Below are 21,007 nucleotides of genomic sequence, written 5' to 3'. Positions count from 1 at the left end.
CAAAGGAGGCATGAATGGCCAAAGTATTGGTCGTGACGTCCGGCAAAGGTGGCGTCGGAAAGACAACTTCCACAGCCGCGCTCGGTGCGGGGCTCGCGCAAGCGGGAGAAAAGGTGGTGGTCGTCGACTTCGACGTCGGGCTGCGCAACCTCGACCTTGTCATGGGGGCGGAACGACGGGTTGTGTTCGACCTCATCAATGTGGTCCAGGGCGTTGCAAAACTCTCGCAGGCTCTGATTCGCGACAAGCGGTTGGAGAATTTGTGGTTGCTTCCGGCCTCCCAGACCAGGGACAAGGATGCCCTGACGGACGAGGGTGTCGGGCGCATTATCGCCGACCTGCGAACCAAATTTGACTGGATCCTCTGCGACAGTCCGGCGGGCATCGAGCGCGGCGCGACGCTGGCGATGCGTTATGCGGACGAGGCGGTGATCGTTACCAACCCCGAGGTCTCGTCGGTACGCGACTCCGACCGCATCATCGGTATGCTCGATTCAAAGACCGTGAAGGCGGAAAGGGGCGAGCGGGTAGAGAAGCATGTGCTGATCACACGCTACGACTCGGCGCGCGCGTCACGGGGGGAAATGCTCAGCATCGAGGATATCCTTGAAATCCTTGCCACGCCGCTGCTTGGCATCATTCCCGAGAGCCAGGACGTTCTGCGTGCGTCGAACGTCGGATCACCGGTTACTCTGAACAACGCCGCCAGCGCGCCGGCCCGCGCCTACACCGACGCGGTGCGTCGTCTGATGGGTGAAACTGTCACCATGATGGTGCCGGTCGAACGCAAGGGCTTGATGAACCGATTACTGGGACGGAGGGCGGCATGATGAACCTGAATCTGCTGCGGCTCATCAGCGGCCGCACTGCTTCCGCGCCTGTTGCACGGGAACGCCTGCAGATACTCCTGGCGCATGAACGCGGCTTGCGCGGCCAGCCTGAATTGTTGGGACTGCTGCGGGCAGAGATCCTTTCCGTGGTCTCGCGGCATGTCGTGCTCGATCCGGAAAAAGTCATCGTCAGGATGGAGAGGGGCAAGCATGTATCGACGCTTGAAGTCGATATTGAAGTGCCCAACGGCGTCGAAAAATCGCTCGTGGCGGCCGCCAGATGATTGCAGACAGCAACAGCAACATCGCCTGGCACAGGGTTCAGCTCAAGAAGAACCGTGACGCCGTCAAGGCGCTGGAAACCGCCCGGTTTACGGTTGGCCAGTCCACCGGTTCGAGCGGCCAGACGCAAAAAACCATAGCCGCCCTGAAGCGGAAGATCGCGGAATCCGAGCGGCACATCGCCGCCCATGAGAGGCGTACCAAGCGGCCCGTGGCAACCGACCTTCAAAGTCTGGCCAACGTGAGCTGGAGCAGTTGGAATACCCCGCACCGGCGCGTTATCGGCGGGCGGGCGAAAGGCCAGGCGGGGCGCGACGCCTGAGGACCGCCAGGGTTCCCGGACTCGCGGGGCCCCGGCGACATGCCGAGGGAAGTCCGGTTATCGGATGGAGCGGAAGCGGCCGGCCGGCCGCCAAACCGGCGTTTTTGACCCGGAACCGGCGCAAGCGGCATCGACGGAACGATCGGCGGGCCGCAAAATCGCCCTCAAATTCGCTGACTGATGTCTGCTAATTCGGTATCGTGCTGTCCGGCCCCCGCTGGCAGGGCCACAGGCAGTTCCGGGGCACGCCAGTAAGGTCATGATTCAAATGCTTCTCGCGCGCCGGTTTGCTGCTGCTGCGACGGCTTTGTTGCTGATCGCAGGCGGATTTTTCATCCTGCTTTTCTCGGCACTGGGCTCACCGGCGGAGGCGGCATCCGACACCTGCGGAGACGCGGCCGAGGTCACGGTCCTGCCCTCGCCGCTGGCGCCGTGGAAGGGCGCGCCGCTGCGCGTCATGGTCGTCGCCGAAAAGCCGATCGAGGGCGTGCTGTCGCTGATCGCGCCCGACGGAAGCGTGGCGGCCAAATCACCCGACCGGCACGGCGGGCAGCCTTATTCCTGGTTCGCCGAGGTGGCCGCGCCGGCCGCGGGCACCTGGCGCGCGACGCTGGCGCGCGACCAGGCACCGGCGGGATGCAGCCCGATCACCCGCGACATCGTCGTCAGCGCCCGCAAGCCGGAGCCTCTGCGCACGCCGTCGGGAAGCTTCTGGCAGGTGCGCAATAGCTGGAACAGCACGAGCGAAGCCCTGTTCTCGGCCTGGATCGAGAAGCTGTTCGACGCGCCGCCCGACCAGGATCTGTCCTGGAAGGTCTGGCATGAAGTGCTGCGCGACCGATCGCGCAATTTCCTGTTCAACTATCTGGGGCGCGGCGAAGACAACGTGACGATGGGCCTTCGCCCGGACTGCGCCGACTTCGTCTACTTCCTGCGCGCCTATTTTGCATACAAGATGGGGCTGCCGTTCGGCTATTCGAATTGCTCGCGCGGCTTCGCAGGCAAGCCGCCCAAATGCTACCAGTGGTTCGACATCGAGCACCCCGAACTGACCCGTCCGGCCCCGCCGCCCGAGCAGGACATCGCATCGGCCACCCCTGTCGCCGCCACGCCACCCCCGCCAACGCCAACCCTGCTGGGGCTGTTTTCGCGGTCCCCGCCGCCGGTCGACCCGCTGGCCAATCCGCCTGCGAATCCGCCGCCGCCGAAGCCGAAGCGCCCGACCACGTTCGGCGAATATTTGCGGGACGTCGGCGACGTCGTCCATACCGGCGCCGTGCGGGTGCCGGCGAGCGACGACAACACCGATTTCTACACCGTCCCGCTGACACAACAGGCGCTACGCCCGGGGACGGTCTACGCCGACCCCTATGGCCACGTGCTGATGCTGGTGCATCTCGTGCCGGAACAGAACGGCACGCCGGGCGTCTTCCTCGCCGTCGACGCGGAGCCCGACGGATCAATCACGCGCAAGCGATTCTGGCGCGGCAATTTCCTGTTCGTGCACGAGCCCGCGCTCGGCAGCCCCGGCTTCAAGCACTTCCGGCCGATCCTGCGCGACAAAAACGGTCCATTGCGGCGGCTGAGCAACGCCGAAATCGGCAAAAATCCGCAGTACGGCGATTTTTCACTCGAGCAGTCGCAGATGAGCGCGGAGGATTTCTACGATCGCATGGATGACGTGATGTCGCCCGAGCCGCTCGATCCGGTGCGGGCTATGACGGACGCCATCACCAGCCTCAACGAGCAGGTCAAGACGCGCGTCACCTCGGTCGAAAACGGACGAAAATATCAGGAGAAGCAGACCGGCGACACCGCGATGCCGGACGGCGCCTCGATCTTCGAGACCACCGGCGCCTGGGAAGATTACTCCACCCCGGCACGCGACTTCCGCCTGCTGATCGCGATCGATGTGGTGCGGGGATTTCCCGACCGCTTCGCGCGGCGCTCGCAGCGCTACGCGATGCCGGGCGGCAAGAGCGTCGCGGACATGAAGAACGAATTGCAGGGCGTGCTGGCCTCGGAGCTGGCCTCGCGCAAATTATCCTATACGCGCAGCGACGGCTCGCAGTGGACTCTGTCCCTCAAGGACGTGGTCGATCGGGCGACGGATTTCGAGATGGCCTACAACCCGAACGACTGCGTCGAGCTGCGCTGGGGCGCTGCTGCCAACAGCGAGGAGGCGTCGACGTGCAAGCGGCATGCGCCGCAGCTGCAGCGCGCCAAGATGTCGGACTACCGCACATGGTTCCGCGAACGGCACTGGCCGACGCACGCCTAGCGGTTAGTGGCAGAGGAGTCGGGAAAGTCTGCGAACGGTGGACGGCAGGATCGCAGAGAGCGAGCGACACCGCACCGGCTGTTAGCGCCCTGATCAGAGTGCCGTTGGTGCGGACCGCATGAGCCGGATCGGCACGCTACTCCTTGTCGGCCGCGTTTCGGGTCATACTCTCACGATGAAAATCCCCCAGCCCGATTCGCGGAGACGAGACCCTTGAATTTCCTCTTCGTCCTGGCGGTCGGGCTGGCCGCCGGTACCATCAGCGGCATCGTCGGCACCGGCGCGTCGATCATGCTGATGCCGGTCCTGGTCTATCAATACGGACCGAAGCAGGCGGTGCCGATCATGGCGATCGCCGCCGTGATGGCCAACCTGTCGCGCATCCTGGCCTGGTGGCGCGAAGTCGACTGGCGCGCCTGCGCCGCCTATTCGATTCCCGGCATTCCGGCCGCGGCGCTGGGTGCCCGCACATTATTGGTGCTGCCGTCGCGCGCGGTCGATATCTCGATCGGCCTGTTTCTGATCGCGATGGTGCCGGCGCGGCACTGGCTCGCCCGGCACGATCTCAAGATCAGGCTTTGGCATCTCGCCGTCGGCGGCGCCGTGATCGGCTACATCACGGGCATCGTGGTCTCGACCGGGCCGTTGAGCGTGCCGCTGTTTTTGTTCTACGGCCTCAGCAGGGGCGCGTTTCTCGCCACCGAAGCGGCCAGCTCGCTCGGGCTTTACGTGAGCAAATCGATCACCTTCCAGCGCTTCGGCGCGCTGAGCCCAGACGTCGCGCTGCAGGGCCTGATCGCCGGCGCGTCGCTGATGTCCGGCGCCTTCATCGCCAAGCGTTTTGTGCTGAGGCTTGAGCCGGAAATGTTTCGGCTAGTCATGGACGCGATCATGCTGGTGGCGGGGCTTTCCATGCTGTGGAATGCGGCGCAGTCACCTTAGCGGTCGGATGCCGCGGACAATTGTTGCCGACTTTACATCCCTTTTGAACAGCAGTTGGTGAAGTTTCCAATTCGCTGTAACGCCCATCATCCCCGAGTTCGAGCGCGCCTCGAAAAAATGAAGCGCCTCGCTGTTGGGAGCACAGAGGTTTGAACGCTTCGCGGCGTGCCTGCCATTGTAAGGACAAACACAGGCGGTCCGCTATGGTCGGGAATTGACCTCGCCCCTGCGCGAAAATCGCTTCCCGATCGATAACACCGGTAGCGATTGGCGCGACTGCCCGAACATCAATGATGGCCTGTTTCTGTCTTTGCCTTCAGCATTCATGAATCGGCCGGCATTGTCCGTGTTCAAGCCCCACTGTCCTGGCTCACCCGGCTTGGCCTGTTGATGGCGGTCGGATGTTACGGACTTCCTCGCAAGCTGCGCGGCGCACTGGTGCTTGTTTGTTTCACGCTCGCGGCGTGCGCCCCTGACGTGGAGTTGCCGATCCCGGTTTATGTGCCTCCTTCCATGCCCACGGAGGCTGCCGCCGCCGAAGGGATCAAGAAAGCCACGGCGGAAGAGAAACTCACCGGCCCGATAGAGAGGTCAGACTTGCGCCAAACCGATCACGGTCCCGGCCGGTTCGTGTTGTGCATACGCGGGGTCGACGCGAAATACAGGCGGGTCGGTACTTATGCCGTGTTCTTCGATAACAACGATTACAAGGGGGCGAGAATATCGGTCATGATCGACGACTGCGAAAAGCAGAATTATCGCCCGGTCCCGTTGAAGGCCGGGTGAACCGGGGCGCAACGGAACACCGGCCCTAGGAACAAAATAGGAACAAATAGTCAATCTCTTGGGATTTCCATGCTATGAAGCGCCCGCAATCAACCCGGCGGCGATTCATCCCATGGCCAAAAACACCCTCTCCTTTGTCTGCCAGAACTGCGGCGCGGCGTATAACCGCTGGCAGGGCAAGTGCGAATCCTGCGGCGAATGGAACACGCTGGCCGAGGAGGATACCACCGGCGCAACCTCAATGCCGGTCTCGATCCGCAGCAGGCGCAAGGGCCGGCTGTTCGCGCTGGAAAGCCTGACCGGAAAGAGCGTTGAAGCCCCTCGCCTGCCCTCCGGGATGGCCGAGCTCGATCGCGTCACCGGCGGTGGCTTTGTCAGGGGCTCGGTGCTGCTGGTCGGCGGCGATCCCGGCATCGGCAAGTCGACGCTGCTGACACAGGCTACCTCCCTGATGGCGCGGGCCGGACATCGCGCAGTCTATATTTCAGGCGAAGAGGCGGTGGCGCAGGTGCGGCTGCGCGCCGAGCGGCTCGGCCTCGCTGACGCACCGGTGCAGCTTGCGGCGGAGACGTCCGTCGAGGACGTCGTCTCGACGCTGTCCGAGGGCGCAGTGCCGCGCCTGATCGTGATCGATTCGATCCAGACCATGTGGACCGACACCGTCGAGTCGGCGCCGGGTACGGTGACTCAGGTGCGCGCCTCGGCGCAGGCGCTGATCCGCTTTGCCAAGAAATCCGGTGCCGCCATCATCCTGGTTGGCCATGTGACAAAGGACGGCCAGATCGCCGGACCGCGCGTGGTCGAGCACATGGTGGACGCGGTGCTGTCGTTCGAAGGCGAAGGCTCGCAGCAATTCCGTATCCTGCGCGCTGTCAAGAATCGGTTCGGTCCGACCGACGAGATCGGCGTATTCGAGATGACCGGCCTCGGCCTGCGCGAGGTCTCCAATCCTTCCGAGTTGTTCCTATCGGAACGCGACCTCGGCAGTCCGGGGACGGCGGTATTTGCGGGGATCGAGGGCACGCGCCCGGTGCTGGTGGAATTGCAGGCGCTGGTGGCGCCGACCTCGCTCGGCACGCCGCGCCGCGCGGTGGTCGGCTGGGATCCGAGCCGACTGTCGATGGTGCTGGCGGTGCTGGAGGCCCATTGCGGCGTCAAGCTGTCCGGCCATGACGTTTATTTGAACGTGGCGGGCGGCCTGCGCATCCAGGAGCCCGCGGCCGACCTTGCCGCCGCCGCTGCGCTGGTGTCGTCGCTGGTGAATGCGCCCTTGCCGACCGACGCGGTGTATTTCGGCGAGATTTCCCTGTCTGGCGCAGTGCGGCCGGTGGCGCAGACCTCGGCCCGGCTCAAGGAAGCCGCCAAACTCGGCTTCGGCCGCGCCGTGCTGCCCGAATCGGCCCGGGGCGAGAGCGGCGGCGATGCAGGCATGGTGCTCAATACCGTCGGCGGATTGACCAGCCTGGTCGCGGATATCGCCGCGCGCGGCAATCCCAGGGGAAATCAGGACCGAAATCAGGGCGGAAACCGTGACGACGCCGCAGTGGAGAAAAATGCCACACCCGCGAGATTCCGGCCTCAAAAAGCTTAAGCCGGGCGTGACCTTACCCGCCCTCGCCGCTATACAACGCGCGCAGGGCTTGATGGCACAAATTCCGGCCTTGCGGGACGTGCCATATCCCCGTCACTTAGAACGGCACCGACACGCCGATTCGCGGTTTTTGAGTTTACGAGCGGACCTGACCAGCCGATGCCGATAACGATCCTCGATCTCGCTTTGCTTGCGGTGATGCTCGTCTCCGGCCTGCTCGCGATGGTGCGCGGCTTCATGCGCGAGATCCTGTCGATCGCGGCGTGGGGCGCCGCGGCGCTGGTAACGCTCTACGCGTTCTCGAAGCTGCTGCCGACCGCCAAGAGCTATTTCAACAACGACACCGTTGCGGCCGTGGTCGTGGTCGCCGGCGTGTTCATCGGCACCCTGATCGTGGTCTCCGTGATCACGGTGCGGATTTCCGACATGATCCTGGATTCCCGGATCGGCGCGCTTGACCGCACGCTCGGCTTCCTGTTCGGGCTGGCGCGCGGCCTGCTGATCGTCGTGGTGGCTTACCAATTCTTCATCTGGCTGGTGCCGGACAAGCAGCGGCCCGACTGGGTGACCGGGGCGAAATCCCGGATGGTGCTGCAGGGAACCGGCGAATGGCTGATGTCGCTCTTGCCTGACGACCCCGAGAACACCATCTTGAAGAGATTCAAGAAGAACAAACCCGACGACGAACAAACTGACATCGACCCGGCGGCGCCGGCTGCCGGTGACGGCTACACCAAGCCTGCCCGCGACAGCCTGAAAAAGCTGATCGAGAAGCCGGCAACGCATTGATACCAGGCCAAAAGAGAGGCGAGATGGACAAGATACAGAGCCCTTCCGATCTTGCCGCCCAACCTGATCCCGACGCGCACTGCGATTTCAACCCCGACCTGCCTGATCCCGCAGATTCCGGCTTGGAAGATTCCGATTTGGACGGCGACACTCTGCGCGAGGAATGCGGCGTGTTCGGCATCTTCGGCCACCCCGAAGCCGCCGCCATCACCGCGCTCGGCCTGCACGCGCTTCAGCATCGCGGCCAGGAGGCCGCCGGCATCGTCTCCTTCGACGGAAGCCGATTTCATAGCGAGCGCCGGCTCGGCCTCGTCGGCGACACCTTCTCCCGCCGCGAGGTGATCGAACGGCTGCCCGGCAACGCCGCGATCGGCCATGTCCGCTACTCCACCACCGGCGCCACCATCCTGCGCAACGTGCAGCCCTTGTTCGCCGAACTCAACGCCGGCGGCTTCGCGGTCGGCCACAACGGCAATCTCACCAACGGGCTGACGCTGCGCCGCGAACTGGTGCGCAACGGCGCCATGATGCAATCCACCACCGACACCGAAGTCATCCTGCATCTGGTGGCGCAGTCCAAGCGCCCGCGCTTCATCAACCGCTTCATCGAGGCGCTGCAGGCGATCGAGGGCGCCTATTCGCTGGTGTCGCTCACCAACAAGAAGCTGATCGGCGCGCGCGATCCGCTCGGCATTCGCCCGCTGGTGTTGGGCGAACTCGACGGCTGCCCGATTCTCACGTCGGAAACCTGCGCGCTCGACATCATCGGCGCTAAATATGTCCGAGACGTCGAGCCCGGCGAAGTCGTTGTGTTCGATGAGCGCGGCGCGCAAAGCCACAAGCCGTTTCCGCCGAAACCGCCGCGGCCCTGCATTTTCGAATACATCTACTTCTCGCGGCCGGATTCCATCGTCGGCGGGCGATCGGTGTATGAAGTCCGCAAGGCGTTCGGCGCCCAGCTCGCGCGCGAAAGCCACGTCGACGTCGACGTCGTGGTGCCGGTGCCGGATTCCGGCGTCCCCGCAGCCGTCGGCTACAGCCAGCATTCCGGGGTGCCGTTCGAACTCGGCATCATCCGCAACCATTATGTCGGCCGCACCTTCATTCAGCCGACCCAAAGCGTGCGCGAATTAGGGGTGCGGATGAAGCATTCCGCCAACCGCGCCGCGATCGAGGGCAAGCGCATCATCCTGATTGACGATTCGCTGGTGCGCGGCACCACCTCGAGGAAGATCGTGCGCATGATGCGCGACGCCGGCGCGCGCGAGGTCCACTTCCGGCTGGCTTCACCCCCGATCATTCATCCCGACTATTATGGCATCGATCTGCCGGACCGTGGCGGACTGCTCGCTGCGACCCACAGCCTGGAGGAAATGCGCGAAATCATCGGCGCCGACTCATTGGCGTTCCTGTCGATTGACGGCATGTATCGCGCCATGGGCGAGCCCGGCCGCGATCCCGCCAATCCAAAATTTTCCGATCACTGCTTCACCGGCGCCTACCCGACCCACCTCACCGACCAGACCCAGGTCGAGCCACAACCTCGGCAATTGTCGCTGCTGGCGGAGGCGAGCTGACGGGCTCGTCATTGCCGGGCTTGACCCGGCAATCCATCGTCTCATGAAATTCTCTTGCCAAGGCGGTGGATACGCGGGTCAAGCCCGTATGACACCGCCTATGTAGCTCCGGAATTGACTGGCCATGACAAAACTCCTCGCCTCCCGTATCGCTCTCGTCACCGGCGCCTCGCGCGGCATCGGCTATGCCACCGCGCGGGCGCTGGCAAAAGCCGGCGCGCATGTGGTGGCGGTGGCGCGGACGCAAGGCGGCCTCGAGGAGCTCGACGACGAGATCCGGCAGGACGGCGGCAGCGCCACTTTGGTGCCGCTCAATCTCACCGACTTCGACGGCATCGCCCGGCTCGGCGCGGCGCTGCATGAACGCCACGGCAAGCTCGACATTCTCGTCGGCAATGCCGGAGTGGCCGGGCCCTCTTCACCGCTCGGCCATATCGAGCTGAAACCGTGGAACGAGGTGATGGCGATCAATGTCACGGCGAATTTCCAGCTGATCCGCTGCATGGAGCCGCTGTTGAAGAAATCCGATGCCGGCCGCGCGGTGTTCGTCACCTCGGCCGCCGCCAACAAGGCGCTTGGCTATCTCGGCCCCTACGCGGCGTCGAAGGCCGCGCTGGAAACGCTGGTACGGGTGTGGGCCAACGAGACGGCGACCACACCGGTTCGCGTCAACCTGTTCAACCCCGGCCCAATCCGCACCCGCATGCGCGCCACCGTGTTTCCCGGCGAAGACCCGCTGACGCTCGACACGCCCGAACAGGCCGCGGAATTCATCGTGCCGATGTGCGCACCGGATTGGTCTGAGACCGGCAAGTTTTATGATTACCCGAGCCGCACCTTGATGAGCTTTCGCGCGCCGGCGTGACGCACCGCATTGCGCTTCCCGCGCAATTGACTCCTGCGCGTCCCCTCTATTCACTGCGCCCCAAGCGGGAAAAACCGCAAGGCCAAAAATGCGGGGAGGACGCCCATGACGCCGATGCCACATCGCGGTCGACAGATACGTATCGCCGCCAATCTCGCCAAAACCATTTCCGTTTGCATCGCGGCGGCTGTTCTGATCGCCGCGGCCACGTTTTCGCGCGCCGCGCATGCCGGCGACGTCCCGACCTTTGCGGTCGATCCCTCCTGGCCGAAGCCGCTGCCGAACAACTGGATTATCGGTCAGGTCGGCGGCATCACCACCGATTCAAAGGGAAACATCTGGGTCTTCCACCGCCCGCGCTCACTGACCGACGACGAGAAGGGTGCGTCACTGACGCCGCCGCGCTCGAAATGCTGCGTTTCGGCGCCGCCGGTGCTGGAATTCGATACCGACGGCAACCTCCTGCGTTCGTGGGGCGGCCCCGGCGAGGGCTATGAATGGGTCGGCCGCGAACACGGCATCGAGGTCGACGACAAGGGTTTTGTCTGGCTCACCGGCAATGCCGATACCGACAATGTGGTTCTGAAATTCACCGAGGACGGCAAGTTCGTGATGCAGATCGGCAAGATCGGGCCGAGCAAGGGCAGCAACGACACCACCGTGCTCGGCAAGCCCGCCGAGACCACCTACGACAAGGACGCCAACGAACTCTATGTCGCCGACGGCTACGGCAACCACCGCGTCATCGTGTTCGACGCCACCACGGGCGCCTACAAGCGGCATTGGGGCGCCTATGGCAACAAGCCTGATGACGCCAAGCAGGCGGCTTATGATCCCAAGGCGCCGGTGTCGCAGCAGTTCGGCAATCCCGTGCACTGCGTGAAAGTGACCAACGACGGTCTGGTCTATGTCTGCGACCGCATCAACGACCGCATCCAGGTGTTCCACACGGACGGCAGCTTCGTAAAGGAGTGGTTCTACGAGAAGAGCACGCTCGGCAATGGCTCGGTATGGGATGTCGCGATCTGGCCCGATCCGAAGCAGACCTATCTGCTGAGCGCCGACGGCGAGAACAATGAAATCCGGGTGCTCAAGCGCGACGACGGCACTGTGGTCGGCAGCTTTGGGCACAACGGCCGCAACGCCGGGCAGTTCCACTGGGTGCACGCCATGGCGGTGGACGCCAAGGGCAATGTCTATACCGGCGAGGTCGATACCGGAAAGCGGATCCAGAAATTCAAGCTTACCTCGGACGCGCTACGCTGAGCGCACCGCCGCACGGCGCGAGAGCGTGCGCGCGGCGATCACCAGCGCCAGCACCAACAGCGCCGAGGCCAGCAGGAACGGCGCGCCCGGCAATTTCAGCGGAGCCTGCGCGCCGATGAAATAGGAAAATGTCAGCGTGAACAGGAACGGTCCCACCAGCTGGGACACGCTTTGCACGCTCGAGGTCGCGCCCTGCAACTGGCCCTGCTGGTCCGGCGCGACCGAGTGCGTCATCAGCGCCTGCGTCGCCGCACCGGCAACGCCCCACAATGCCATCACGGGAATCCCGAGCCAGAACAGCGGACCATTTGGCGCAGCACCAAAAATCAGAAAGCCCACGGCGCCGCAGCCGAGCCCAAGCAGCAGCGCGCGGCGCTCGCCGAAACGCCGGACGATCGGCTCGATAGCAGCTCCCTGCACGGCCATCGCGCAGATCCCGACCATGGCCAGCGTCAGGCCGACGGTGGTCGCATCCCAGCCATATCGATAGGTCGCGTAGAGCACGAACGTCGAGGGCAGCACCACATGCGCGAGCTGCGCGACAAACGTCACCACCGATAGGCCTGCGAGTACCCGGTCGGAGCGCAGTAGATGCAGGGCGCCCAGCGGATTGGCGCTTTTCCAGCGGAACGGCGAGCGGCGGTCGCGCGGCAGCGACTCGGGAAGGATCAGCAGCCCGTAGAGCGTGTTGGCAAAACTCAAACCCGCCGCGACCCAGAACGGCAGTCGCGGATTCATGCCGCCGAGCAGGCCGCCGATCGCGGGTCCAAGAATAAAGCCGGCGCCGAACGCGACGCCGATCTTGCCGAACACCGCCGCGCGGCGTTCCGGCGGCGTTACATCCGCGATGTAGGCGAATGCCGTCGAGATGCTGGCCGAGGTGATGCCCGAGATCACGCGGCCGACGAAAAGCCAGATCAGCGACGGCGCCAGCGCCATCAGGACGTAATCGAGCGCGAGCCCGAAATTAGACAACAGCACCACCGGCCGCCGGCCGAACCGATCCGACAGGCCGCCGAGAATCGGCGAGAAGAAAAACTGCATCAACGCCCATGCGGTGCCGAACAGGCCGAAGATCCGTGCCGCGCTCGCGGTATCGTTGTCGACAAAGCTTTCAACGAGCTTGGGCAGGATCGGCATGATCATGCCGAGCGCGAACATGTCCAGGAGAATGGTGACGAAGATAAAGGCTACCGCCCCGCCGCGCACCGCGCGCGCTTCCTGGGGCGCTTCGACAACGCTCTCGGACACCCCTTCGCTCACGACGGCCGCTTGCGCTTATGGGCGAACGGATTAGCCTTTTCGCGCAGGCTGATCCGCACCGGCGTACCCGGAATCTCGAAAAACTCACGCAAGGAGTTGATGAGGTAACGCAGATAGGATTGCGGCACGGCGTCGGCGCGCGAGCAGAACAGAACAAAACTCGGCGGCCGCGCCTTGGCTTGGGTGATGTAGTTCAGCTTCAGCCGCCGCCCCGACACCGCTGGCGGCGGGTTGGCATCGACCGCCTGTTCGAACCAGCGATTGAGGGACGCCGTCGGGACGCGCCTGTTCCATACCGCGTAGGCCTGTTCGACCGCGCTCATCAGCCGGTCGATGCCCTCGCCCATCAGGCCGGATACCGCAACGATCGGCATGCCCTTGACCTGCGGCAGCAGGTGATCGGCGTCGGTTCGCAATGCCGAAATCAGGCTCGAATGCCGCCCCATCAAATCCCATTTGTTGACGGCGATTACCAGCGCGCGGCCCTCGCGCTCGATCAGGTCGGCGATGCGCTGGTCCTGTTCCTCGAACTTGTTCTGCGCGTCCATCATCAGCACCACGACCTCGGCGAAGCGGATCGCGCGCAGCGCGTCCGCCACCGAGAGTTTTTCCAGCTTCTCCTCGATCCGCGAGCGCCGCCGCAAGCCCGCGGTGTCGAACACGCGAAAATCCCGGCCCTGCCAGTTGACCTCGACGGAAATCGAATCGCGGGTGGTGCCGGCCTCGGCGCTGGTCAGCAGCCGCTCCTCGCCGAGCAGATGGTTGATCAGCGTGGACTTGCCGGCATTGGGACGGCCGACAATGGCCACCCGGATCGGCCGCTTCGAAATGTCCTCATCGGAATCGATGACGTCGTCGTCGTCGAACTCTTCGCCCTCGTCGACCGGCTCCGGCATCAGCGCGCGCAGCGAGTCGTAGAGATCACTGAGCCCCTCGCCATGTTCGGCCGAAATCTGGATCGGCTCGCCGAGGCCCAGCGCGTAAGCTTCCATGGCGCCGGCATCGCCCTGCTTGCCCTCGCTCTTGTTGGCGACCAGCACCACCGGCTTGTTGGCGCGGCGCGCAAAATCGGCGAAGGCGCGATCGTTCGGCGTGAGGCCCGCGCGGGCGTCGACTACGAACATCAGGGCGTCGGCGAGACCGATCGCGGCCTCGGTCTGCTCCTGCATCCGCGCGGTGAGCGAGCCCTTGGCGCCCTCGTCGAGGCCCGCGGTGTCGATCACGGTGAATTCGAGATCGCCAAGACGGGCCTCGCCTTCGCGACGGTCGCGGGTAACGCCGGGCTCGTCGTCAACCAGCGCGAGCTTCTGCCCGACCAGCCGATTGAACAGCGTCGATTTTCCGACATTGGGCCGGCCGATAATGGCAATCGTGAAGGACATAAAGCGATCCGTGCGCCTTTTACAAAGCGCGTGTCAATGCAATGAAAACCTGAAACTAACGCGCGAAGGTGCCGCTCGGCAGTGGCGCCGGGAATGGCGCGGCAGATTGTTGCTGCGATTGCGCGGGCTGCGCCGGTTGTGAGGGCTGCTGCGCCGGTTGCGCGGCGGTTTGATCGGTTGGCGGCGCGGTGGTGCGCCGTCGGACGATTTTCTTGGGCTTGGGAGCCGGGGGCGCTGCCGCGGCACCGCCCTCCGCAGCCGCGGCGTTAGGGTCAGCCCCGGCCGCAGGGTCCTGCGCAGGCTCGGTGGCGGCTGTCGCGGGCTGTTTGCTGTTGGATTTCGCGGTGCGTTTCGGTTTCGCCGGCTCGGCTGGCGGAGCGGCGGCGGCCGCAGCAGCAGCCTGATTCTGATCGAGTTGTTGCTGCTGCTCGACGTTGCCCTTGTACAATTCCTTCGGCACGCCCTGCTCGAGGCCCGGCACGCCGTCGGGGAAGACCGGCTTGCGTTCGCCCGGCAGCTTTTTCTTGGTGTCGAGCCAATCCAGCAGATCAGACGGATCGAAATTGCTCAAGCTGCTGGAGCAGCCGGCCAGATCGCCCGACAGCGCGATGAGGACAGCGGCAGCAATCAGGCGTTGCGAGCGGCGCATGGTCGATTTCTCGGTCAACTCGTTGTCCTGCCGTCAGCTCTTGGCGGCCGGCGGTAGCAAGGCCTGCAGGGCCTCGGCACGCGAGCGCAGGCTAGCCGGCGTCTCGCCATCGTTGGCGATCATATCCAGCCACTGCCGCGCCGCTGTCGTATCGTTGGCATGCCAGGCCGAGAGCGCCAGCAGCTCACGTGCAGTATGGCGAAAAGTCGAGTCCGGCCCGGTGAGAGGCTCAAGGCGCGCAACCATGCTGGGATAGGTTGATGTTTCCAGCAGCAATCCGGCGGCGCGGATCTTGGCGAGATCCTGCTCGGCGGTGCCGACGCTGCGATCGGCAGCAATATCGTCGTACATTTTTGCCGCCGCCTGCGGATCGCGAGTCGCGGCTTCGGCTGCGGCATGCAGTCGCGCCAGCACGCGATATCCCGACGGCGCCTTCGCGGCGAGCTCGGTAAAGGCCGCTTCCGCCTCCGCATGCTTGTTCTGTTCGGAGAGTTCGACGGCGTGGTCGAAGGAAGCACCGGCCTCGGCCGCCTTTTTCGCCTCCAGATACTGGTAACCGCGCCAGCCGCCGACCGCGGCGATAATCAGCAGCGCGCCGGCCACGATGTAGATCGAATACCGGTCCCACAGCTGCTTGAGCTGATCGCGGCGGACGTCCTCGTCTACTTCATCAAATAATTCAGACACTTAAAGATATCCCATCCCCGACGGACCGCGCCAAATCCGCTGGTCCCGCAAAAGGCTTATTCCCCGTGAGCGCGGCGATACCCTAGTGATATGGCGACGGCAAGGCAAAGTCAGCCCGATCAAAGCGTTACCAGGGACATGCTTAAGGTCAAAGGCCCGGGCTGCCTGACCCCTGAACCGGCCCCGGCGGAATCCCCGCAGGTTCGGCGTGATAATGCGTATCTATCGCTGCATCGACGGCAATACCGGGCACGGGGACCGCCGCGGTCTCCGACGGCACGTCAGGAAACGTCGTTTCCCAGCCGCCACCAAGCGCCTTGAACAACTGCACCAGATCGAGCGAGACGTTGGTGGTGCTGGCGGCATATTGCTGGTCTGCGTCCAGCAGCGACCGCTCGGCGTCGAGTACGTTGAGGAATTCAGTCACGCCGTCATTGTAGCGCGCGCGGGCGAGCTCGAGCGCGGCCCGGGAGTGGTCGGCCTGCGACCGCAATCTGGCGCGGCGGTTCTGTTCGAGGCGGTGGGCGACCAGCGCGTTGACGACGTCGTGCCAGGCTTGCAGCACGGTCTTGCGATAGGTGGTGGCAGCTTCCTGCTGCTGCGCTTCGCGCAATTCGAGCGTGCTGCGCAGCCGCCCGCCCGAGAAAATCGGCAGCGAAACGCTGGGGCCAACGGCATCGTACTGACGATCTCGGGCTGGCTCAGCGATGTGTTCGGCCGCAAAATATCGTTGGTGAAGTTCCACGAGGCGACATGCGGACGATGGAACCCGCCTACGTCGCCAGGCGGCTCGATCACTCGCGGTCATTGTGCTGCGGCCCAGACCTCGCGCAACTGCCGCTTCATCACCTTGCCGTTGGCATTGCGCGGCAGCGGCTCCGCGGTGAGATCGATCGTCTCCGGCACCTTGTAGTCCGAGAGCCGCTCGGCGCACCACGCGCGCAAGGTCTCGCCGCTCACGCTGCCGTCGCGGATCACGATCACGGCATGCACGCGCTCGCCGAGCACCGGGCACGGCTTGGCGATGATGGCGCTCTCGACCACGGCGGGATGACTCGCCAGCACGGATTCGACTTCGGCGGAATAAATCTTGAGCCCGCCGCGGTTGATCATGTCTTTCTGGCGATCGAATACCCGGACAAAATTCCCGGCGTCGATCGAACCGAGATCGCCGGAATGCCAGAAACCGCCGGTAAAACTTTCGGCCGTCGCTTTCGGATTGTTCCAGTACCCCCTGATCACCGAGCCGCCGTGAGTCCAGATTTCGCCGATCTCGCCGCGCGGCAGTTCGTGCCCGTCGGCATCGACCACGATGATTTGCGCGCCCGGGCACGGCAGGCCGACGCTGTCGATGTGAGCGGCGGTCAGCTCCGGCGGCATGATGGTGGACGGCGACGTGGTCTCGGTTGAACCGTAGGCATTGATCAGCTTCAAACCGGGAAGCTTGACGGCCAGCTTTTCGATGGTGGCGACCGGCATCGGCGCGCCGCCATAACCCCCGATCCGCCACGCGCGAAGATCGTAGGAGTCGAAGTCCGACTGCAGCAGGCAAAGATTGTACATCGCCGGCACCATCAGGGTCTGGGTGACGCGTTCGCGCGCTGCGATTTTCAGGTACTCCGCAGCCTTGAATTCGGCGACGACGATCAACGTTCCCGCGCAACGGGCCATGCACATGATGTTGGCGATCACGCCGGTGACATGCCCGAGCGGTACCGCGGCGATCGAACGGTCCGCCGACGTCAGCGCCATGCAGGCTTCATAGACCATGGCCGAATGAATGACATTGCAATGCGCAAGCATCGCGCCCTTGGGTCGCCCGGTAGTGCCGGAGGTGTAGAGGATCATCGCCGTGTCCTCTTCGTCGACATCGGCGGGCTCATGCCAAGGCGCGCTATCGGTCGAATCGAAAAGCCTCGATGCGCTTTCGCCATCGTCGACCGGGATCCGGTACTGCAGATCGGGAATGTCGCGCGCGTCGGGCAGACGCTCGGAAAGCGTGGCCTCGTGGATCAGGAGCCTGGCGCCGCAGTCGGAAAGCGCATAGGCGATCTCAGGCTTTTGCTGGCGGGTGCTGAGCAGCACCGTCACCAGACCGAGATGTGCCGCACCGAACATCGCCAGCACGAATTCGACGCGGTTGCCGAGCAATAGCGCAATACGGTCGCCGCGTTGCAGACCCATCCTCCGGAACCCCGCCGCTACGTCAGCGGATTGTTGCGCGACCTCGCGCCATGTCATCCGCCTGTCGCCGCAGACCAGCGCTTCGCCGTCCGGATTTCTCAACGCCGCATCCGACACCATCGCCCAGATGTTTTTGGGCCGCTCGCAGAACGCCGGCACCACGCGGTCGCCGAAGCGCGCCTCGCGCCGCATCGCCGGGATGGAATAATGCGACCAGTCCATCGCCGCTGCCGCCTCTCAGCTTTTGGCCTTCATGCCGTAGACATGTTCGGGTCCGGGGAAAGCCCGCGAGCGCACGTCGGTGGCATAGCCCTCGATGGCGGCCTCGATCATCGGACCGAGATTGCCGTAGCGACGGACGAATTTCGGGGCCCGCGGCGACAGCCCCAGCATATCTTCCAGCACCAGGACCTGGCCGTCGCAGGCCGCACTGGCGCCGATGCCGATGGTGGGGATCGCGATGGTCTCGGTGATCTTGCGCGCCAGGGGCTCGGCGACCGCCTCGATCACCACCGAAAATGCGCCGGCCTGCGCAATCGCTGTGGCGTCGTTCTCGATCGGCTCCCAGCTGCCCTCTTCGCGGCCTTGCGCGCGAAACGAGCCGAGCGTGTTGATCGACTGCGGCGTCAGCCCGATATGGCCCATCACGGGAATGCCGCGCTCGGCCAGAAACGCGACGGTTTCCGCCATCCGCGCACCGCCTTCGAGCTTGACAGCGCCGCAATGGGTTTCTTTGAGGATTCTGACCGCGGAATGAAACGCCTGTTCCTTCGAGGCTTCATAGGAACCGAAGGGCATGTCGACCACAACCAGCGCATGTTGCGAGCCGCGCATCACCGCGTGTCCCTGCAGGATCATCATGTCGAGCGTCACCGGCACCGTGGTCTCGAAACCGTGCATCACATTGCCAAGGGAATCGCCGACCAGAATGACGTCGCAATAGCGATCGACCAATGCCGCGGTATGGGCGTGATACGAGGTTAGCATCACGATCGGCTCGCCATTCTTGCGGGCGCGAATATCGGGCGCGGTCTTGCGCTTGATGGTCGATTGAACAGACATGTCAGACTCCGAACACGGGAACGCCGATCACGACGGGATGGAATGCGAAGCCGAGCGCCAGATAGGCGACGACCCCGACCGCCACCGCGATCAGGTCGTTGCCGACGCCGCCGACCGGGATTGGCGGCGCGCCGGGATCGGCACGTCGTTTCAGCGAGATTCGGTCGAACACCGCCCAGGCCAGGAACGAGCCGAACAGGATGATGGAGCCGAGATCGCCGTTGGCGAGCAGATGCGCCACCGCCCACAGCTTGACGCCAGCCAGCATCGGATGCTTCAGCGTGGTGAAGATCCGGCCGCGGATATAGGCCGCCACCACCAGGATGACAGCCGGCAGCATCAGCGCCTCGGTGAGGTGTTTCAGCGCCCGCGGCGGGGTCCAGATCTCGATCATCCCCTCTGCGCGATAATGCGCAAAGCCCCAGACGATCAGCGCAAGGCCCGCCAGCGACACCAGCGCATAGCCGATCTTGTAGCCGCCCTCGCCCCATGACCCGATCACGCGCGCGCGCAGTTCGCGCTGCGTGGTCAGCGTGTGGATGCCGAGAAACAGCACCAGCCCCAGGATCATCATCAGCAGTCCCAAGATGTCCTCCATTGCAGGGCCGGCGTTGCGAGCATCGGGTAACACTTTAGGGGCCGAGGCCGCAATGCGCCAAAATGCGTGGGCCGATCCTGGGCGCGAGACGGCTCCGCAGGTTCAGATGCGCGGGCTTGACCCTCCATCGTCCGCGCCAGCGGACAACGGCCTTCCCGAAGGAATCCAGAGCTGTTTTGACCACATTACAACGCGGTTAGCTTCGGAACATATCATCCGCCGGTCCATTGCTTCCTGACACATCAGGAGAAACAGTTATGACGAAATTTGGAACGATCGGCGCTGCCTGTCTGGCAGTTGCACTGGCGGCATCTTCCCCCGCGTTCGCACGGGCTGGACATGGCGGCGGCGGAGGTCACGCAGGATTTCACGGCGGCGGCGCGCACTTCGCGGGCGGCGGCGGTAGAGGCGGTGGATTTCGCGGGGGGCGCGGCGTCGGGATTGGAGCCGGACTCGCAGCGGGCGCAATTGCCGGCGCAGTGATCGGCGGCGGCTATTATGGCGGCGGCTACGGCCCCGGCTATTACGGCGATTCATATGCCTACGATAACGGTTACGACGGCGGTTATGGCGCGTACGACAGCGGCTATGGGCCCCAGAACGGCTTCGTCTGTCAGCCCGGGACTTGGTTCCGCGGCGAAGACGGCCGCCGGCATCTCTGCCAGTAATCAGACCATAATGGCGAAAAGGGGCGGCCGCATCGGCCGCCCCTTTTTGTGCGCTCTCCCACCCCCGCGGTCATTCCGGGATGGCCCGGAGGGCCAGACCCGGAAGTTCGAAGCGATGAAGCGTCACTAGCCAACCTCGGGATTCCGGGTTCGCGCCGCTGGCGCGCCCCGGAATGACATACCCCGCTCACGGCGTTCCCGACTGCTTCTGCAGCTCGCGATTATCGACATAGCGGATCGCGATCGGCCGTCCGGCAAGCGCGCCGCCGAGATCGCCGGTGAATTTGAGCGGCATGCATGCGTCAAGCGAGGCGTTGATTGCCTTCAGATAGGTGGCGCGGGTATCCGCCGAAGCGCCTTCCGTGGAGTAGGTCATGCGCGGGGCACCGATCATCTCGCCCGACCGCTTGAAACTGAAGCGCACCGACATCTGCATGCCCTCGCGCGCGGAATCCGCCGGCGGCGGTGTCCAGCAGGAGCGCAGGGCCGCAAACAAGTCGCCGATGGTGTTGAGATCGTGGTCGGGCTTTTTATATTTGGCGGCGTCGTCATGCGGCGGCACGCTGTCGACCGTCACCTGCAGATTTTCGCCATAGGGATAATCGATTTCGGGAATGCACGGGCCGTGATTGAACACGCTGCAGTAATACGGCGTGCACGGCCCGCGTTCGAGCACGCTGCAGGGGGAATGCGAGAACGGCACGGGATTGATTTCATGCCGGTGCTGGGCTTGAGCCGCTCCGGCGCCGGCGATGACCGCAACGGCGACGACGAGCCAGATGAAGATGCGTCCGAGCATGAAACGAGCCCCTCATGGGCAACACATAGAGATACCCCGTTGGAAAATGATGGACCCGTTGGCCGGTATCAAGGCTGGTTTCGTTCACATCCGCGCGCTTGGTTACGCGGTTCCCACGAAAACCACCGCCGTTCGCCCGGCTTGACCGGGCGCCCAGTATTCCGGAGGCGCCTGTGATTGAATC

General features: G+C 64.3%; 21 protein-coding genes. 12 read left to right on the top strand and 9 right to left on the bottom strand.

Features of this window, described 5'->3' with window-relative positions; all coding sequences use genetic code 11:
* The first annotated feature begins 14 nt into the window (after positions 1-14).
* The 11 genes from minD (at position 15) to B5527_RS15610 (ending at position 11,531) form a co-directional block, all read left to right on the top strand.
* Positions 15-830: a septum site-determining protein MinD gene (minD, locus tag B5527_RS15660; protein ID WP_079602292.1), complete on the top strand. Its 816-nt coding sequence runs from the start codon at positions 15-17 to the stop codon at positions 828-830.
* The gene (gene minE, locus B5527_RS15655; RefSeq protein ID WP_079602291.1) at positions 830-1,114 is read left to right on the top strand and encodes a cell division topological specificity factor MinE; all 285 of its coding nucleotides are present in this window, start codon (positions 830-832) and stop codon (positions 1,112-1,114) included. The genes minD and minE overlap by 1 nt, the downstream gene beginning before the upstream one ends.
* The gene (locus tag B5527_RS15650; RefSeq protein ID WP_079602289.1) at positions 1,111-1,434 is read left to right on the top strand and encodes a hypothetical protein; all 324 of its coding nucleotides are present in this window, start codon (positions 1,111-1,113) and stop codon (positions 1,432-1,434) included. Before minE ends, B5527_RS15650 begins: the two co-directional genes overlap by 4 nt.
* Positions 1,435-1,702: 268 nt before the next feature.
* Positions 1,703-3,715 (top strand): hypothetical protein, encoded by a 2,013-nt coding sequence (locus B5527_RS15645; RefSeq protein WP_079602288.1) that lies wholly within the window; start codon positions 1,703-1,705, stop codon positions 3,713-3,715.
* A gap of 213 nt (positions 3,716-3,928) precedes the next feature.
* Complete coding sequence (locus tag B5527_RS15640) at positions 3,929-4,657, top strand: sulfite exporter TauE/SafE family protein (RefSeq protein WP_079602287.1); 729 nt, start codon at positions 3,929-3,931, stop codon at positions 4,655-4,657.
* A gap of 387 nt (positions 4,658-5,044) precedes the next feature.
* Complete coding sequence (locus B5527_RS15635; RefSeq protein ID WP_154072270.1) at positions 5,045-5,443, top strand: hypothetical protein; 399 nt, start codon at positions 5,045-5,047, stop codon at positions 5,441-5,443.
* Between the two features lie 112 nt (positions 5,444-5,555).
* A complete protein-coding gene (gene radA / locus B5527_RS15630) occupies positions 5,556-7,034 on the top strand; it encodes a DNA repair protein RadA (RefSeq protein ID WP_079607304.1) in 1,479 nt (492 codons plus the stop codon).
* A gap of 159 nt (positions 7,035-7,193) precedes the next feature.
* The gene (locus B5527_RS15625) at positions 7,194-7,823 is read left to right on the top strand and encodes a CvpA family protein (RefSeq protein WP_079602283.1); all 630 of its coding nucleotides are present in this window, start codon (positions 7,194-7,196) and stop codon (positions 7,821-7,823) included.
* Positions 7,824-7,846: 23 nt separating this feature from the next.
* Positions 7,847-9,400: an amidophosphoribosyltransferase gene (gene purF, locus B5527_RS15620; RefSeq protein WP_154072269.1), complete on the top strand. Its 1,554-nt coding sequence runs from the start codon at positions 7,847-7,849 to the stop codon at positions 9,398-9,400.
* A gap of 124 nt (positions 9,401-9,524) precedes the next feature.
* Entirely contained in the window at positions 9,525-10,265 is a 741-nt protein-coding gene (locus B5527_RS15615) for an SDR family NAD(P)-dependent oxidoreductase (protein WP_079602281.1), read from the top strand.
* A 114-nt stretch (positions 10,266-10,379) separates the two neighbouring features.
* Positions 10,380-11,531 carry a hypothetical protein gene (locus tag B5527_RS15610; RefSeq protein ID WP_154072866.1) on the top strand — a complete coding sequence of 384 codons (1,152 nt, stop codon included), beginning with the start codon at positions 10,380-10,382 and terminating at the stop codon, positions 11,529-11,531.
* Here the strand turns inward: B5527_RS15610 and B5527_RS15605 are convergent.
* The 8 genes from B5527_RS15605 to B5527_RS15570 all read right to left on the bottom strand — a co-directional run bounded on the left by B5527_RS15605 (position 11,523) and on the right by B5527_RS15570 (position 19,344).
* Positions 11,523-12,782 (bottom strand): TCR/Tet family MFS transporter, encoded by a 1,260-nt coding sequence (locus tag B5527_RS15605; protein WP_245332616.1) that lies wholly within the window; start codon positions 12,780-12,782, stop codon positions 11,523-11,525. The two genes, B5527_RS15610 and B5527_RS15605, sit on opposite strands and share 9 nt — an antisense overlap.
* 8 nt (positions 12,783-12,790) lie before the next feature.
* Positions 12,791-14,176 carry a ribosome biogenesis GTPase Der gene (gene der / locus B5527_RS15600; protein ID WP_079602276.1) on the bottom strand — a complete coding sequence of 462 codons (1,386 nt, stop codon included), beginning with the start codon at positions 14,174-14,176 and terminating at the stop codon, positions 12,791-12,793.
* Positions 14,177-14,231: 55 nt separating this feature from the next.
* A complete protein-coding gene (locus tag B5527_RS15595; RefSeq protein WP_079607302.1) occupies positions 14,232-14,825 on the bottom strand; it encodes a hypothetical protein in 594 nt (197 codons plus the stop codon).
* Between the two features lie 33 nt (positions 14,826-14,858).
* Entirely contained in the window at positions 14,859-15,512 is a 654-nt protein-coding gene (locus B5527_RS15590; protein WP_079602275.1) for a tetratricopeptide repeat protein, read from the bottom strand.
* 148 nt (positions 15,513-15,660) lie between these two features.
* Positions 15,661-16,257 carry a TolC family protein gene (locus tag B5527_RS15585; RefSeq protein ID WP_245332615.1) on the bottom strand — a complete coding sequence of 199 codons (597 nt, stop codon included), beginning with the start codon at positions 16,255-16,257 and terminating at the stop codon, positions 15,661-15,663.
* 59 nt (positions 16,258-16,316) lie between these two features.
* A complete protein-coding gene (locus B5527_RS15580) occupies positions 16,317-17,918 on the bottom strand; it encodes a class I adenylate-forming enzyme family protein (RefSeq protein ID WP_079602272.1) in 1,602 nt (533 codons plus the stop codon).
* Positions 17,919-17,933: 15 nt separating this feature from the next.
* Positions 17,934-18,758 carry a 3-methyl-2-oxobutanoate hydroxymethyltransferase gene (gene panB, locus B5527_RS15575; protein WP_079602270.1) on the bottom strand — a complete coding sequence of 275 codons (825 nt, stop codon included), beginning with the start codon at positions 18,756-18,758 and terminating at the stop codon, positions 17,934-17,936.
* Between the two features lies 1 nt (position 18,759).
* The gene (locus tag B5527_RS15570) at positions 18,760-19,344 is read right to left on the bottom strand and encodes an NnrU family protein (protein ID WP_079607301.1); all 585 of its coding nucleotides are present in this window, start codon (positions 19,342-19,344) and stop codon (positions 18,760-18,762) included.
* A 269-nt stretch (positions 19,345-19,613) separates the two neighbouring features.
* Here B5527_RS15570 and B5527_RS15565 point away from each other — a divergent pair, with 269 nt between their 5' ends.
* Positions 19,614-20,024, top strand: a complete 411-nt coding sequence (locus tag B5527_RS15565) for a hypothetical protein (protein WP_079602268.1) — start codon at positions 19,614-19,616, stop codon at positions 20,022-20,024.
* A 187-nt stretch (positions 20,025-20,211) separates the two neighbouring features.
* Here B5527_RS15565 and B5527_RS15560 read toward each other — a convergent pair whose 3' ends face one another.
* The gene (locus B5527_RS15560) at positions 20,212-20,823 is read right to left on the bottom strand and encodes a hypothetical protein (protein WP_079602267.1); all 612 of its coding nucleotides are present in this window, start codon (positions 20,821-20,823) and stop codon (positions 20,212-20,214) included.
* Between the last annotated feature and the right edge of the window lie 184 nt (positions 20,824-21,007).

The sequence above is a fragment of the Bradyrhizobium erythrophlei genome, assembly GCF_900129425.1.
In the GTDB taxonomy this organism is placed as follows: Bacteria; Pseudomonadota; Alphaproteobacteria; order Rhizobiales; family Xanthobacteraceae; genus Bradyrhizobium; species Bradyrhizobium erythrophlei_C.
This window is presented reverse-complemented; position numbering and strand designations above follow the sequence as displayed.